Source organism: Arthrobacter tumbae, assembly GCF_016907495.1.
GTDB classification, from domain to species: Bacteria; Actinomycetota; Actinomycetes; order Actinomycetales; family Micrococcaceae; genus Arthrobacter_D; species Arthrobacter_D tumbae.
In genome coordinates this window covers 3,188,329-3,203,633 of the sequence record NZ_JAFBCC010000001.1, presented here as the reverse complement: position 1 = coordinate 3,203,633, position 15,305 = coordinate 3,188,329, and the positions used below count along the sequence as shown (strand labels likewise).

Here is a 15,305-nt window from a genome sequence, read left to right as displayed (position 1 = left end):
CCCGCGCTCCCGCGCACGGGTGTCGGTCTCAGACCGTTCCGCTGGTCAGCGCGTCGAGGGCGTACTGCAGATCCATGGGGAACCCGCTTTCAACAGCTACCCGTTCGCCGCTGCGCGGATGGTCGAATGAGAGCTTGCTGGCGTGAAGCCATTGCCGGGTAAGTCCGAGCTCCGCTGCCAGGCGGGGGTCCGCCCCATATGTCAAATCACCGGCGCAAGGATGGCGCAGCGCGGAGAAGTGCACGCGGATCTGGTGCGTGCGTCCGGTCTCCAGCCGTACCTTGACGAGACTCGCCTTGCCGAACGCTTCTTCCACCGCATAGTGCGTGACGGACGGACGTCCGTCCTCCATGACCGCAAACTTCCAGTCGTGAGCGGGATGACGGCCGATGGGAGCCTCTATGGTTCCCTGGAGCGGATCCGGCAGACCCTGGACAAGCGCGTGATACTGCTTGTCCACCGTACGCTCCCGGAAAGCCTGTTTAAGGACGGTATAGGCATGCTCGCTTTTGGCGACCACCATCGCTCCGGAGGTCCCGACGTCGAGCCTGTGAACGATGCCTACCCGCTCCGGGGCACCCGTCGTGGAGATCCGGTACCCGGCGGCCGCCAGCGCTCCGACAACAGTGGGACCCACCCAACCCGGAGAGGGATGCGCGGCAACTCCCACCGGCTTGTCGATGACCACCAGGTCATCATCATCGAAAAGGATGCCCATCCCGTCAACCGGCTCGGCCACAATCCGCAGCGGATCGGTCTTTTCCGGAACGACGACGGTGAGCAGCCCACCAGGGACGGCGCGGGTCGACTTCTGCACGGTTGTACCATCCATGGTGACGTATCCGCCGCTGCACCATCCCGCTGCAATCGAACGGGAGGCTCCGGTCAAAGCGGCCAACACGGCATCGATCCGCTGGCCTTCAGCCGACTGCGGAATGTCAAAAGTACTACTGGCGTTCGTCATCGGCCACCCCGGTATTGTCCGCATCCTCCCGCTCTTCGTTGCTGCGCAGTCCGTCCATACCGATACCGCGCAGTGTCAGCAGGCAAATGAGAATGACTCCGCTGACCACGGCGATGTCGGCGATGTTGAAGATCGCGAAATTCGGCAGGGCGATGAAGTCGACGACATGCCCCTGCCCGAAGGTGGGTTCGCGGACCAGGCGGTCTGTGAGGTTCCCGACGGCACCGCCCAGCACCAGTCCCAGCGCAACAGCCCAGCCTTTTGAGGCTACCTTGCCGATCTGTGTGATGATCGCGATGGAAACGAGGGCCTGGATGATGGTGAATACCCAGGTGATCTCCGTTCCGATGGAGAAAGCCGCCCCGGAATTGCGAATGAAATGCCAACTCAGCACGGGCGGCAGTACCTCAGTGATCTGACCCTCCACCATGGTGGACACCACCCAGATCTTGGTGAGCTGATCGATGATATAGGCGACCAGTGCAAATGCAACCAGAAGCAGCGCGTAGCGTGCTCCGATGCGTTTGCCGTGCTTGCGATGCGACCGGCCGGAATCGGGGCCTGAGGCGGAAGGATGCTCGGTCATGGTGCTTTCAGTTGTACGCGCCGAAAGGGCGGCAATGGACGCTTAGCTCTCCATCCAGAGTACGGCAGAGGCCAGCCGCCGGATAAACCTGCGACTGGCCTCGTGAGCTTTGATTTCAGCTTTAGGCGTCTGCCGTTTCCGATGCAACGGAACCGCGGGAATCAAGGTCGCGGAGCTGACCTTCAATATATGCCTTGAGGCGGGAGCGGTAGTCACGCTCGAAGCTGCGGAGCTGCTCGACCTTGCGCTCGAGGACTGCCTTCTGCTGTTCGAGTGCGCCGAGCACCTTACGGCTCTTCTCCTGGGCGTCATTGACGAGTCCGCTGGCTTCGATCTGGGCTTCGGCGATGATCTTGTCGCGCTGCTCAACGCCGGCGTTGACGTACTCGTCGTGAAGCTTCTGCGCCATGGCAAGGACGCCCGCGGCGGACTCTGCAGTGCCGCCCTGCTGGACGGGCGCTGCCGCGGCGACCGGCTGAGGCGCCGGGCGCTCCTCGGCCTTTGGCGCTTCCACCTTGGGCTCCTCGGGCTTCTCTTCCTCGCGGACCTCTTCGGTAGTGGTGCTGGCGGCCACTGGAGCGGGGACAGCGGAGTTCTGTGCCGTGCCCGTGGGAACTTCCGAAAGCTGGCGGCGAAGGTCGTCGTTTTCCTGGTTCAGGCGACGCAGTTCGACGACGATCTCGTCGAGGAAGTCATCCACCTCGTCCTGGTCATAGCCTTCCCGGAATTTGGTGGGCTGGAACCGCTTGTTGACAACATCTTCTGGCGTCAGGGCCATCTGGTCACCTCATATGGATTTAGTCGAAGCCGCCTGTCGAGCAGACCTGACAACATTACCGAATTGTGGACGTGCTTGTGGAGGTAAATCTCCTGCTTCACACCAATATGTGATTCAGCGTATATCTTTTAGGTCTCGAAAACTAACCGGATCAGGCCATTGCCAAAGAACCCGCGACGGCCTTGAGGATAGTAGCCCCCAGGAACACCACGATGAACGCCAGGTCAAGCGACACGCCACCCAACCGGAGCGGCGGGATGAGCCGGCGGAATAACCGGATAGGCGGATCTGTCACTGCATACACCATGGATGCGAGAACCAACGCCAGCCTTCTGGGTCGCCAATTGCGGGCAAACATTTGAACGGCGTCATAAACAATACGAATGATTAGCGCGAGCTGGAACAGCATCAGCACCAGGTAGATCAGGGCGAAGACCAAGCTCACGTGTCAGTCACAGTCCTCTGGCATGAACGGAATAGTTACGAGTACCAGTAAACAGTGTCAGCTTTGATTGAAGAAACTCGCCTGACCGTCGCTGGTCTTCTGGTCTTCGCCGAGGACCTCGATGTAGGAGGGCGACAGGAGGAATACCTTGTTGGTGACGCGTTCGATCGAGCCATGGAGGCCGAAGACGAGGCCGGCCGAGAAATCAACCAGCCGTTTGGCGTCACCTTCGCCCATGTCCGTGACGTTCATGATGACAGGAATGCCGTCGCGGAAGCTTTCTCCGATGATCTTCGCGTCATTGTAGGAGCGCGGGTGCACCGTGGTGATCTGACGAAGCGATGAAGCGTCCTCGCGTGCCGACTGTGCTCGCTTGATGGGCGTGACCGGGGCGCGGTACTCCTCCGGAGCCGCCTTCGCTACCGGCGCGGCTTCGACATGGCGCTCGTCACGGTCGTAGTCCACGGAGTAGTCCTCGTTCCTGCTGTGAGATGTCTTTGGCTCGGGCTCGTAGTGCTCGTCACCGTCGGCGAGCCCAAGGTAAATCATTGTCTTGCGCAGTGCGCCAGCCATGGTTGCTCCTGTCAGTCCTTCGTCCTGCATCCGTCATGCAGGAGGTAAAGCAAGGTGTGATTCAACACCGCCCAGGCACCTCCTGAGATTCCCCGCGGTTACAGCGTTGACGCTACCCCACAGGAGGGCGGGCACCGAGGACATCTGAACCGACGCGCAGGTGTGTCGCACCGGCCGCGATCGCATGCTCAAGGTCGCCGCTCATCCCCGCGGAGATGCTGTTTGCCGCAGGGTAGCGGGATACGAGCTCGGAAGAAATGTCAGCCAGCCGGTTGAAGGCGTCGCGCGGGTCCCCGCCAAGCGGCGCAACGGCCATCACTCCCGCCAGATGCAGATGGCCGGCGTCGTGGATTCTCGCGGCGACCTCAAGCGCGTGGGAAGGCTGCGCTCCCCCGCGACCGGCGTCTTCGGCTGACAGGTTGACCTGGACGAAACAGTCCAGCAGCGCAGGACGGTTGCCCGTACTTTCTTCCTTGACCAGATCGGAATGTTCGGAGTGTCGTGCCATCGCCTTTTCCAGCGCAATCGCCAGTGAATTGCGGTCGACAGAGTGTACGGAGTGTGCGTAGCTGACAACTGATCGCACCTTATTGCTCTGCAGTTGGCCGATAAAGTGCCAGCGCAGTTCCGAGTCCGGGATTTCCCGCGCTTTGGCAGCAGCTTCCTGATCGCGGTTCTCGCCGACGTCCCGAACCCCGAGCTTAGAAAGCAGCACCACGTCCCCCGGTGGGAAGAACTTGGTCACCACAATGAGGTTCGGCCGGTCCGTGCGGCCGCATGCCGCCATCGCGTCATCAATACGTTTGTTGACGCGCCGAAGATTGGCCTCCAGTTCAGCGTGCCTTCCCATCGAATCAGGCATCCGGCCACACCAATCCGGCCAGTCGCCCCGCCGGCCGGCCCTGCCCAACGGCGCGATGGGAGAAGAGGCGTTCGTTCTCGAGCGTGCATGGATTGCCGTCCGCGCCAAGATCCTGCACGGAGACGGCAAGCGTCTCGAGTTGGCCCCGAACGCCCGCGGGGAGGTTGAGCGCAGGAGTCCCCCAGCGTGTAGTGCCATGGGTCAGCGGCACGGTCCCGGCGACCTCCTCACGCATGGCCTCCGGCACCTCGTAGCACTGGCCGCACACGGATGGCCCGATCCACGCTGAAATGGATTCAGCCCCGCGCCGACGCATTGCGCCGACCGTTCGCCCAGCAATGTTCCCTTCGACGCCTTTTCGGCCGGCGTGGATGACCGCCGTCATGGGCTCATTCCGAGCAGTGGATCCGACGAGCACGACAGGAACGCAGTCCGCCACCAGGACGGCGAGTGTGTCCGTACCGGTCAAGCTCAAAAGGGCATCAGCGTCGGGTACGGTGCGTGTGCCTGTGCCTGTCCCTGCCTCTGCCAGGACGGTCGAGTGGGTCTGGTTCATGAAATGGAGTGAATCCGGACCAATTCCCAACTCAACCTCCAGCGCGTGCCTGGAACGAACGGCGGCATCCGGGTTGCCCCCGACGTGCGGAGCGAGGTTCCCCGCGCCACGATCAGTGAAGGCAACCCGGATGCCGGGCGCTACAAGCGATGTCCAGAAGAACACCGGCTACTTCAGGAAATCGGGAACGTCCAGGTCATCGGAGCGTCCGGTCGAGTAGCCAGGCTCGACGACTGCGGGCAGGTCGACATCGAACCCGGCGTCGCCCGGGACATCGTTGCCGCGTCCGTTGGATGAGTGCTGCGACCACGAACCGTAGCCCGCTCCTGCGGCAACGGTCTGCGGTGCCGGCGCGGACTCGCGTCCGATAGCGGGAGCTGATGCCGGCTTTGCAGCGGGGGCCGCTGGTTGCGAGGTGGCATCCACCTGATCGAAACCTGCGGCAATGACCGTAACCCGTGCCTCGTCACCGAGTGCGTCGTCGATCACGGCACCGAAGATGATGTTCGCCTCCGGGTGCGCAACTTCCTGCACCAGGCGCGCAGCCTCGTTGATCTCGAACAGTCCGAGGTCCGAACCGCCCTGAATGGATAGCAGAACGCCGTGGGCACCGTCGATGGAAGCTTCCAGGAGCGGCGAGGCGATGGCCAGTTCTGCTGCCTTGACCGCGCGATCCTCGCCGCGGGCGGAGCCGATACCCATGAGAGCCGAACCCGCGCCCTGCATGACCGACTTCACGTCCGCGAAGTCGAGGTTGATCAGGCCAGGTGTGGTGATGAGATCCGTAATGCCCTGGACACCCGAGAGCAGCACCTGATCCGCCGAGCGGAACGCGTCCAGCATGGACACATTGCGGTCGCTGATGGACAGGAGGCGGTCGTTGGGAATAACGATCAGGGTGTCGACCTCATCCCGGAGCGTGTCGATACCGGTCTCCGCCTGGTTGGAACGGCGGCGGCCCTCGAATGTGAACGGCCGAGTCACCACGCCGATAGTCAGCGCACCAAGGGAACGGGCGATCCTTGCGACGACAGGTGCGCCACCGGTACCAGTACCGCCGCCTTCACCTGCTGTCACGAACACCATGTCCGCTCCGCGGATGACTTCCTCGATCTCCTCAGCGTGATCCTCGGCCGCTTTACGACCCACTTCCGGATCAGCTCCGGCGCCCAGCCCACGGGTGAGTTCGCGTCCGACGTCGAGCTTCACATCGGCATCGCTCATGAGTAGTGCCTGCGCGTCGGTGTTGATGGCGATGAATTCCACGCCGCGCAAGCCCACCTCGATCATTCGGTTGACGGCGTTCACGCCACCGCCGCCGATGCCGACGACCTTGATGACGGCCAAGTAATTCTGCGGTGCTGCCACGTCCTGTGTCCCTTGTTCGATCTGTGCGCTGGTTGGGTTTGTGGGCTGGAGGTTCCAACCTTCAACTTGGCTAACATTCACCTTCAGGTTGAAAGTTAATGTTATGTCAAGTAGTTTCTTATTGAGACGCTAGGTGCCCGGACACCGGCATGCAATGACCACTCCCGCGTGTCGGAAAACTCATCGGGTTACTGGCCGCGACGGGGTGCTCACGTCGTAGACGCTGACCGGTGGATCCTGCTCCGGAAGAGTCAGCAGCGTCGCGATGACCCGGGCCTTCGCCGCGTTCTCTTCGGCACTCCCCCAGAAGATCGTCTTCCCGTCCGTCAGCTTCAGTTCGACGGAGTCGATTGACTTTGCAGACGCGTGGACAAGGCGCTCCCGGATGGCTGTCGGCAGGGCGGCCAGGACATCGGCGATCGACGAGAAGACAGCGCTGTTGACAGCGTTCGTACCCCCGTCGATGAGCGGCAAGGCAACGGATTGCCTGTCCGCGACTGTGGTGAGCTGCCGGCCCTCGGAGTCAATGAGGATGTACTCACCGCCGCTTTCCAGGATGGCGACAGGCGTGCGCTCCATGACAGTCACGCTCAGGGTGTAAGGCGGTGCCGCGGCCACGGCGATGTCCTCGATCGGAGCGAACCCGTCGAGCAGTGCACGGACGTCGTCGTCGCCGATCTGCGTCAGCGACGTTCCCACGAGGGGTTCCAGCGCCGCAGCGATCGCGTCCTCCGGTACCAAGCGGTTCCCCTGCACTTCGAGCGTGCGCACGGCAAGCGCCGGTGAGAACACCAGGTAGGCGATCACACCGGCGACGATCAGCACGGCTGAGATGATGCCCGCCAGCCACCACCTTCTGCGCCGGCGGCCGGGAGGTTCCGGGAAGGCAATGACCGTGCCGTCGTCGTCCTCGCGGTTCAGCAGGGCAACGGGCGCTTCAAGCGATGCGGATATTGTGCCTGCCCGCGTACTGCCGGACTGCGGAGGGTGCACCTGCTTCTCGGCGGTGATGGTCTCATTTCCCGGCGCACGCGCGCCCTGCTTCGCTGACCTGCCCGGTTTGCGCGGAGGACGTGTTGTCACTGCGGACGCCCCTTCCCTGCGAGGAGGTCGACCAGCAGCGGACCAAAGCGGGTAACGTCACCCGCCCCGACAGTCAGGATGATGTCACCGCTCTGCGCCGAAAGGACGAGCTCCCGCAGGGCTTCGTCCGCGTCGGGCGCGTACCCTCCAGTAACGGTGAGCCGGTCGCTGATGAGCCGGCTCGTCACGCCCTCCATCGGGTCTTCCCGTGCGGCATAGATGTCAAGCACGCGCACCGTATCAGCCAGTGAGAGGGCACCGGCGAACTCCTCGGCAAACTCCTGCGTACGGGAAAACAGGTGCGGCTGGAACAGGACGTGCACGCGATGGCCTCCCGCGACGGTCCGGGCAGCGCCCAGCGCTGCCGCCACTTCCGTGGGGTGATGGGCGTAGTCATCGAAGACGCGCACGCCGTCTGCTTCACCCTTCGCTTCGAAACGCCTGGCAGCACCGGAGAAGGAGGCAAGGCCCGCGGCGGCAGCAGCCGGATCCACGCCGAGCTCCAGTCCCACGCTGAACGCCGCTGCTGCGTTCAGGACGTTGTGCCGCCCGGGCACCCCGAGCTGGAGTTCCTGTTGGCTGTCGAGTCCGTCGATCGAGAAAGAGAGGACACTGTTCGACGTGCTGCCCAACGCACGGGTGTTGCTGATCCGAACGTCTGCGCCCGGGTTGTAGCCATAAGTCCGGACCCGGCGTGAACCGGTGGTTCGCGCAGCTAGGGCGGCAGCGCCGTCGTCGTCGTGGCAGGCCACCAACACGCCGTCGTCCGCGGGCAGCAGCGCAGCGAACCGGTCGAAGGACTCGTACACCGCCGCGGCGGATCCATAGTGGTCCAGGTGGTCAGCCTCGACGTTGGTGACAACGCCGAGGTGAGGGCGATAGTTGAGGAACGAGCCGTCCGACTCGTCCGCCTCGGCCACGAAGACTTCTCCGTCAGCCCACTCAGCGTTGACGCCGAGCGCCGCAACGTCCCCGCCGATGGCAAACGATGGACTGGTGCCGGCCGCCTGCAGCATGACGGTGATCATTGCGGTGGTCGTGGTCTTGCCATGGGTTCCTGCTACAGCAACCACTTTCCGTCCGTCCATCGCGGCGGCAAGTGCCTCCGAGCGGTGCAGCACGCGCAGTCCGCGTGCTGTCGCCTCCATGAGCTCAGGGTTGGTGCTTCGGATGGCGCTGGACACCACCACGGTGTCCGCGCCGCTCACATGTGCTCCATCGTGGCCTACATGCACCGTCGCGCCCAGGGCAGCGAGGGCCTGCAGACCGCGTGAGTCAGCGGCATCAGACCCGGACACCGCTACGGACCGGCCGAGGAGGACACGCGCCACAGCAGACATGCCCGCTCCGCCGAGTCCGATGAAATGGACCCGGCCCAGATCTTCGACAACCGTGCTCATGAGCGGCCTCCCGCGGCTTCGATAATCAGCTTCGCCATGCGCGTGTCGGCGTCGCGCACGCCGAGCGGCGCGGCGGCAGCGGACATGTTTTCGAGACGCTCACGGTCCTGCACGAGCGGCAGGGCTTCGGTGAGCAGCCAGTCCGCCGTGAGCCGCGCGTCATCAATCATGAGCGCACCGCCAACCCCGACAAGCTCGGCCGCATTGCGCCGCTGCTCCCCGTTGCCGTGCGGCAGAGGGACAAAGACAGCCGGGAGGCCGACCGCCGCAACCTCGCTGACGGTTGCCGCGCCGGCACGCGCCAGCAGCAGGTCTGCCGCCGCATAGACGTTCTCCATGCCGTCGACATACTCGACCTGCCGGTAGCCCCCGGCGGCAAGAAGCGCGCCGTCGGGGCCGGTAACCTGCTTGCCGCGTCCGGTGATGTGAAGCACCTGCACCGGCACCGAGCCGTCGGCTAGAGTCGGCGCTGCTTCAGCTACCGCCCGGTTGATGCTCGCGGCGCCGGAGGATCCGCCGGTCACGATGAGCGTTGCACGATCCGGATCCAGCCCAAGGCCGGCCCGCGCATCCCGTCGGGCGGCCGCCCGGTCCAGAGTGGAAATCTCCCGTCGCATCGGCATGCCCACCCATTCCTCGCCCGGCAGTCCGGTGCCGCGGAATGCCACCGCCACGCTCCGTGCACTACGGGCTCCCAGCCGATTGGCCAGCCCGGGGCGGGCGTTCGCCTCATGGATAACCACGGGGATGCGTCGAATCCACGCCGCCACATAAAGCGGAGTGGACACATACCCGCCAACCCCGACGACGACGTCGGCCTGTGCCGCGTCGATAATCTTCAGTGCCTGCCGCACGGCGCGGACCAGCCGGACCGGCAGCTTCAGCAGGTCGACAGACGGGCGGCGGGGCATAGGAACCCGTTCGATGGTTTCCAGCCGGAAACCGGCTGCAGGAACCAGCCGGGTCTCCATTCCGGCAGCCGTTCCGACGGCCACCACACGGGCGTCCGGGCGGGCCTCGATCAGAGCACGCGCAATGGCGAGCAGCGGGCTGATGTGCCCGGCAGTTCCCCCGCCGGCGAGTACGACCGACAGGGCAGCGGATTCAGTCAATGGGTTCTCTTGATCTTTCACTTGGCGCTTGCAGAAGTCTGGTCGGAGCCGACGGCCGGTCCGGCGGTGCGAGGCACGGCGGGCGGCATCCGCCGCGCAAAGGCGAGGAGCACCCCGACGGCGGCAAGCGTGAACGTCAGGGCCGAACCGCCGTAGGAGATGAACGGCAGCGGCACACCGATCACCGGAAGAACCCCCGTCACCATGCCGATGTTCACAAAGGCCTGGCCGATCAGCCAGACGAGAATGGAGCCCATGAGGATACGCACGAAGGGGTCGGTGTAGCGGCGGGCCACACGAAGGGTCGCCACGGCGAGGATTCCGAACAGCGCGATCACCACGAGGGTACCGATCAACCCGAATTCTTCACCGATGATGGCGAAGATGAAGTCATTGTGCGCTTCAGGGATCCAGTTCCACTTTTGCCGACTCTGGCCTATTCCCACCCCCCACCAGCCCCCGGACGCCAGTGCAAAGAGTCCCTGGTTTGTTTGGAAGCAGGGGTCGGTCGCGCTCTCGCAGTTCAATCTGAGCCAGGCCTGTATGCGGGTACTTCGGGTGCTGTTGAGGAGAATGGCACCAAAAGCGCCGGCAATTCCTAGGAGGCCGACCAGAGTGAACAGCTTGATCGGCGCGCCTGCGAAGAACAGAGCGGCGGCCATGATCATGCCGAGGATGATGGCCGTACCCAGGTCGCCGCCCAGCATGACGAGCAGGAGGATGACTCCGCCGAGCGGCGCCACTGGTATCAGCGCGTGCTTCCAGTCCCGGATGAGGCCGCGTTTGCGTTCCAGGACAGTGGCACACCACAGCGCGAGTGCGAGCTTCGCGGGTTCGGAAGGCTGCAGGGACTGATTACCGATCCGGATCCAGTTCTGGTTCCCGTTGATGTTCTCGCCGATGAGGAGCACCAGCACGAGCAGGACAATGGCCACGCCGAGCCCCGGCCAGGCAAGGAACTTGAAGATCCGTGGTCCCAGCCTGGACAGGATGAGCATCAGCACCACACCCAGCACCGCGTACATGCTCTGCTTGAAAAAGAAGTCGAAGACGATCGCGCCCTCATCAGTGGGCTCGACCGTCGATGCTGCGTTGGCAATCGACTCAACGGACGACGCCGACAGCACCATCATGAGCCCGATAGCCGTCAGCGCCAGTGTGGCGCCAAGAATCATGTAGTAGCTGGAGCCGCTCGTCTGCCGGTCCGACCCCTCGAGGAAGCGCCACAGGCGCACGAATGCTCCGAGGACGCCCTTGCGGTCCGGACGCTCTGCCCCGGCATCGACCGGAGGGCTTTGAGGGCCTTTCACCCGTGACGAGCCTGTGCTGCCGCTGGAGGGTTGCCGCGCCGCCGGCTTCCGGCGCGGATGCCGGGTGGGCGTGCTGACCATTACAACTCCTTAGCGGTGAATCCCTGCCCCTCCACAATCCCGCGAACCGCCTCGATAAAGGCGGCGCCACGGTGGGCGTAGGAAGGGAACTGGTCCATCGACGCTGCTGCCGGCGCCATGAGAACAGTGTCGCCGTCCACGGCGATACGCAGCGCTTCGGCGACTGCCGCGCGCATGGCCTGGACGCCGTCTGAACTCGAGTGCTGGGACGGCAACTCGTCCCTACCAGTGTGACCCGCGGCCAGGTCGATCACCGGAACATCCGGCGCGTGTCGGCTGAGAGCGGCAGCAAGGTCCGAGCTGTCGCGGCCGATAAGGACAGCCGCTTTGAAGCGTGCCGAATTCTCCCGGACCAGGTCGTTGTAGTCCACGCCCTTGGAAAGTCCACCTGCAATCCAGACGACGCTGGAGAAGGAGGACAGGGCCGCGTGCGCCGCGTGCGGATTGGTTGCCTTGGAATCGTTGATCCAGAGCACGCCGTCCCGTGCCGTAACCAGCTCTATCCGGTGCCCGGAAGGCTGGTAGTTACGGACGCCTTCCCGCACCGCGGCCGTCGGGACCCCCGCTGCCCGCACCAGGGCGGCCGCCGCCAGGGCGTTGGCGACGAGGTGACGGGGAACCACTTCCCCGAGGTCCGTCACGGACGCCAGTTCCGCGGCTGAGTCCTTTCGCTGTTCGATATATGCACGGTCCACCAGCAGACCATCCACAACCCCCAGCATGCTGATGGCAGGAGTGTTGGTGGTGAAGCCGATCGCACGGCAGCCTTCCTGGACGTCGGCTTCTTCCACCATCCGCTCGGTGGCCAGGTCTTCGGCGTTGTAGACGCAGGCAACGCGTGTGTTCTCGTAGATCCTTGCCTTGGCCGCGCGGTAGGCCTCGAACCCTCCGTGCCAGTCCACGTGGTCTTCGGCGAGATTGAGGCAGACACTCGCGAGCGGAGCGAGGCTGGTACTCCAGTGCAGCTGAAAACTGGAGAGCTCGACAGCGACGACATCATAGCCCTGGGGATCCCGGATGGCGTCGAGCAACGGGATGCCGACATTTCCGGCGGCGATGGCGCGAAGACCCGCCGCACGGAGCATCGACTCCGCCAACATGACCGTGGTTGTCTTGCCATTGGTTCCGGTGATGGCCAGCCATTCGGCCGTGGGTCTGCCCTCACGGACGCGCACGCGCCAGGCGAGTTCGACATCGCCCCATACCGGGACGCCGGCAGCGGCGGCAGCGGCAAGCAGCGGCTGGTCCGGACGCCAACCGGGAGAAGTCACCACCAGCTCGGGCAATTCGCCATCCACGGGCGGGAGTGCAGCAGCGGCCTCGGGCCCGAGCTGGACATCCACTGCCCCGACGATACGGAGAGTGTCTGCCTTCGCCCGGTTCTCTTCCGAATCCGTGGCGTCGCACACCACAACCCGCGCACCGAGTTCGATCAGAGTGTCGGCGGCAGAGAAGCCGGACAGGCCGATCCCCGTCACCACTACCCGTAGTCCTGTCCAGTCGGCGTCCCATGACGTCAGGTCTTCGAGGCGTCCAGGGTTCTCTTTTGCACCCGCACTGATCACAGAAGTACAACCCATTCCGCATAGAAGATACCAAGCGCAACAGCCACGAACAGCCCGGCAAGGATCCAGAAGCGCACGACCACCGTAACCTCCTGCCACCCCTTCAGCTCGAAGTGATGCTGGAGTGGTGCCATTTTGAAGACCCGCTTGCCTCCGGACAGTTTGAAGAAGCCCACCTGGATGATCACCGACAGCGTGATCATGACGAACAGACCCGCCATGATCACCAGGAGAAGCTGTGTACGGGAGAGAATAGCGAAGCCGGCAATTGCTCCGCCGATGGCCAGCGAACCGGTGTCACCCATGAAGATTTTGGCCGGTGAGGTGTTCCACCAGAGGAATCCAACCAGAGCCCCGCACATAGCACCGGCGATCAGCGCGAGGTCCAGGGGATCGCGTACCTCATAACAGATGTTGGTCGGAACATCTGGTGATGCGCACCTCTGGTTGAACTGCCAGATACCCATCAGCATGTAGGCGCCGAAGACAAAGACCGACGCACCGGTGGCCAGGCCGTCCAGGCCGTCCGCCAAATTTACACCGTTCGTGGCGGCCGTGATGATGAGATTGGACCACAGGACAAAAAGGATTGCACCAAGAATCGATCCGGCGAAGGTCAGGTCGAAGGCCGTATCCCTGACGAAAGAAATTGCAGTCGACGCCGGGGTGCGGCCGTTTCCATCCGGGAAATTCAGGGCCAGCACGGCGAACAGGACGCCCACCAGGGTTTGCCCGATGATCTTCGCCGGTGCGCTGAGCCCCAGGCTGCGCTGCTTCGAAATCTTTATGTAGTCGTCGAAGAAGCCGACCACTCCCATGCCGACGGTGACCATGAGCAGCAGAAGACCGGACACGGTCGGACCGTCCGACCCACCCGCCGCCATCATGATCAGGTGCGTGGCGAAGTAGGCAAGGACAACAGATCCGACGATGACAGCGCCGCCCATGGTAGGCGTGCCGCGCTTTGTGTGGTGGGCAGTTGGACCATCGTCGCGGATGAACTGGCCGTAGCTCTTGCGTACAAGAAGCCTGATGAAAAGAGGCGTTCCCACCAGCGCGAGGAGGAGCGCAGACGCGGAGGCAATCAACAGCGCAATCACAGCGAGGGCCCCCCTTGGTTCTTTGGACCGGGTCCATTCGATTCAGCCCGTGATCCCGGGGCTGCTTCGGGCACTGCCGACGACTCGTCTGACGCTAATGCTAGCCGATCGCCCAGATGGCGGAGCCCGGCGCCATTCGAGGATTTAACGAGGACGAGGTCACCCGGCTGCAGCTCTCGATCGAGAACTTCCTCAGCCTGGGCGACATCTTCTACGAAGATCGCTTCATCTCCCCATGATCCTTCCAGCACTGCTCCGGTGTGGAGCGCCTTGGCGCCGGTTCCGACAACCAGCAATTTGGAAATATTGAGTCGGACAACCACCCTGCCGAGTGCATCATGGGCAGTGATGGAATCCTCGCCCAGCTCGAGCATCTCCCCGAGCACGGCCCAGGTGCGCCGGCCGCGTCCCAGCTCGGCGAGCGTTGCAAGCGCCGCGCGCATTGATTCCGGGTTGGCGTTGTAGGCGTCATTGATCACCGTCACGCCGTCCGGCCTGTCGGTGCGCTCCATGCGCCACCGGCTGACCGCCCGCGCAGTGCAGAGTCCGGATGCGATCCGCTCCCCCGGAATTCCGAGGACGCAGGCAACGGAGGCCGCCGCCAGAAGGTTTGCGACATGATGCCGCCCGATCAGCAGCGGCCGCACCTCTCGGCGAGAGCCGTCCGGGAGGAGCAGCGTGAAACATGGATTGCCTTCGACGGAGAGCGTTACGTTCTCAGCCCGGACGACGCTGCCGCCCGCGCGGTCGAAGGTGGAGTCCTCGGTGAAGAGAACGGTTTGCGCCTGTGTCTGATCGGCCATCGCCAGTACCCGCCGGTCATCACCGTTGAGGATGGCCACACCACCTGACCCGAGAGACCGTGGAAGTTCCCCCTTGGCCGTCGCAATCATGTCGACGCCGCCGAACTCGCCGGCGTGCGCGGATCCGACGCACAGGACTATCCCGATGTCAGGCTGCACCATGGACGCTAGGTACTCGATGTGCCCGACGCCCGTCGCGCCCATCTCGATCACCAGGTAGCGGGTGCCGTACTCGGCGGAGAAAACGGTCAGCGGAACCCCGATCTCGCCGTTGTACGAGCCGATGGGGGAAACGGTGGTGCCCTCCTCGCGGAGCAGCTGCGCCAGTACGTCCTTTGTGGTGGTTTTGCCGGCGGAACCAGTGATGCCGATGACGGTCAGCGGCGAGTGCGCGCGGAGGCGGCGTACCACCTCCCCGGCGAGCCGGCCCATTGCTTCCACAGCATCAGGCACCACAACAGCGGGGAAATCGGTGCCGTCGTCGTCAGTAATCACCCGCTCGACAAGGGCAAGGACTGCGCCGTTGGCGAAGGCACTGGAGACGAAGTGATGACCGTCTGTGGCCTCGCCCGGCTTGGCGATGAAGAGGCCACCCGGGCGGCTCTCGCGAGAGTCCGTGGTAGCTGAGTGGGCCACCAGGGAGGGTGTCTCCTGAGCCGACGGGGAGAGCGTTCCGCCGGTGACTGCCGCGATGTCGGCTGCGCTGAGTTCAATCATGA

Annotated in this window: 15 protein-coding genes; all 15 read right to left on the bottom strand. The window is 63.9% G+C overall.

What is annotated here, in order from left to right:
• Positions 1-28: 28 nt before the first annotated feature.
• The 15 genes from JOD47_RS15140 to JOD47_RS15070 all read right to left on the bottom strand — a co-directional run bounded on the left by JOD47_RS15140 (position 29) and on the right by JOD47_RS15070 (position 15,303).
• Positions 29-964, bottom strand: coding sequence for an RluA family pseudouridine synthase (locus tag JOD47_RS15140; protein ID WP_204535513.1), 936 nt, complete (start codon positions 962-964; stop codon positions 29-31).
• Positions 948-1,550 carry a signal peptidase II gene (gene lspA, locus JOD47_RS15135; protein WP_204535511.1) on the bottom strand — a complete coding sequence of 201 codons (603 nt, stop codon included), beginning with the start codon at positions 1,548-1,550 and terminating at the stop codon, positions 948-950. The genes JOD47_RS15140 and lspA overlap by 17 nt, the downstream gene beginning before the upstream one ends.
• A 121-nt stretch (positions 1,551-1,671) precedes the next feature.
• Positions 1,672-2,328, bottom strand: a complete 657-nt coding sequence (locus JOD47_RS15130; RefSeq protein WP_204535509.1) for a DivIVA domain-containing protein — start codon at positions 2,326-2,328, stop codon at positions 1,672-1,674.
• Between the two features lie 151 nt (positions 2,329-2,479).
• The gene (locus JOD47_RS15125) at positions 2,480-2,773 is read right to left on the bottom strand and encodes a YggT family protein (protein ID WP_204535507.1); all 294 of its coding nucleotides are present in this window, start codon (positions 2,771-2,773) and stop codon (positions 2,480-2,482) included.
• Positions 2,774-2,830: 57 nt separating this feature from the next.
• On the bottom strand, positions 2,831-3,346 hold the full coding sequence (locus tag JOD47_RS15120; protein WP_204535505.1) for a cell division protein SepF: 516 nt from the start codon (positions 3,344-3,346) through the stop codon (positions 2,831-2,833).
• 112 nt (positions 3,347-3,458) lie between these two features.
• The gene (locus tag JOD47_RS15115) at positions 3,459-4,208 is read right to left on the bottom strand and encodes a YggS family pyridoxal phosphate-dependent enzyme (protein WP_204535503.1); all 750 of its coding nucleotides are present in this window, start codon (positions 4,206-4,208) and stop codon (positions 3,459-3,461) included.
• Positions 4,201-4,929 (bottom strand): purine nucleoside phosphorylase YfiH/LACC1 family protein, encoded by a 729-nt coding sequence (locus JOD47_RS15110; RefSeq protein WP_204535501.1) that lies wholly within the window; start codon positions 4,927-4,929, stop codon positions 4,201-4,203. Before JOD47_RS15110 ends, JOD47_RS15115 begins: the two co-directional genes overlap by 8 nt.
• A 3-nt stretch (positions 4,930-4,932) precedes the next feature.
• On the bottom strand, positions 4,933-6,132 hold the full coding sequence (gene ftsZ / locus JOD47_RS15105; RefSeq protein ID WP_204535499.1) for a cell division protein FtsZ: 1,200 nt from the start codon (positions 6,130-6,132) through the stop codon (positions 4,933-4,935).
• A gap of 180 nt (positions 6,133-6,312) precedes the next feature.
• Positions 6,313-7,215 carry a cell division protein FtsQ/DivIB gene (locus JOD47_RS17595; RefSeq protein ID WP_204535497.1) on the bottom strand — a complete coding sequence of 301 codons (903 nt, stop codon included), beginning with the start codon at positions 7,213-7,215 and terminating at the stop codon, positions 6,313-6,315.
• The gene (gene murC / locus JOD47_RS15095; protein WP_204535495.1) at positions 7,212-8,615 is read right to left on the bottom strand and encodes a UDP-N-acetylmuramate--L-alanine ligase; all 1,404 of its coding nucleotides are present in this window, start codon (positions 8,613-8,615) and stop codon (positions 7,212-7,214) included. The genes JOD47_RS17595 and murC overlap by 4 nt, the downstream gene beginning before the upstream one ends.
• Positions 8,612-9,727, bottom strand: a complete 1,116-nt coding sequence (murG, locus tag JOD47_RS15090; RefSeq protein WP_204535493.1) for an undecaprenyldiphospho-muramoylpentapeptide beta-N-acetylglucosaminyltransferase — start codon at positions 9,725-9,727, stop codon at positions 8,612-8,614. Before murG ends, murC begins: the two co-directional genes overlap by 4 nt.
• 17 nt (positions 9,728-9,744) lie before the next feature.
• On the bottom strand, positions 9,745-11,118 hold the full coding sequence (gene ftsW, locus JOD47_RS15085; protein ID WP_204535491.1) for a putative lipid II flippase FtsW: 1,374 nt from the start codon (positions 11,116-11,118) through the stop codon (positions 9,745-9,747).
• Positions 11,118-12,698, bottom strand: a complete 1,581-nt coding sequence (gene murD / locus JOD47_RS15080) for a UDP-N-acetylmuramoyl-L-alanine--D-glutamate ligase (protein WP_204535490.1) — start codon at positions 12,696-12,698, stop codon at positions 11,118-11,120. Before murD ends, ftsW begins: the two co-directional genes overlap by 1 nt.
• Positions 12,680-13,783: a phospho-N-acetylmuramoyl-pentapeptide-transferase gene (gene mraY / locus JOD47_RS15075; protein ID WP_204535488.1), complete on the bottom strand. Its 1,104-nt coding sequence runs from the start codon at positions 13,781-13,783 to the stop codon at positions 12,680-12,682. The genes murD and mraY overlap by 19 nt, the downstream gene beginning before the upstream one ends.
• Positions 13,780-15,303 (bottom strand): UDP-N-acetylmuramoyl-tripeptide--D-alanyl-D-alanine ligase, encoded by a 1,524-nt coding sequence (locus JOD47_RS15070; protein ID WP_204535486.1) that lies wholly within the window; start codon positions 15,301-15,303, stop codon positions 13,780-13,782. The genes mraY and JOD47_RS15070 overlap by 4 nt, the downstream gene beginning before the upstream one ends.
• Positions 15,304-15,305 lie beyond the last annotated feature (2 nt).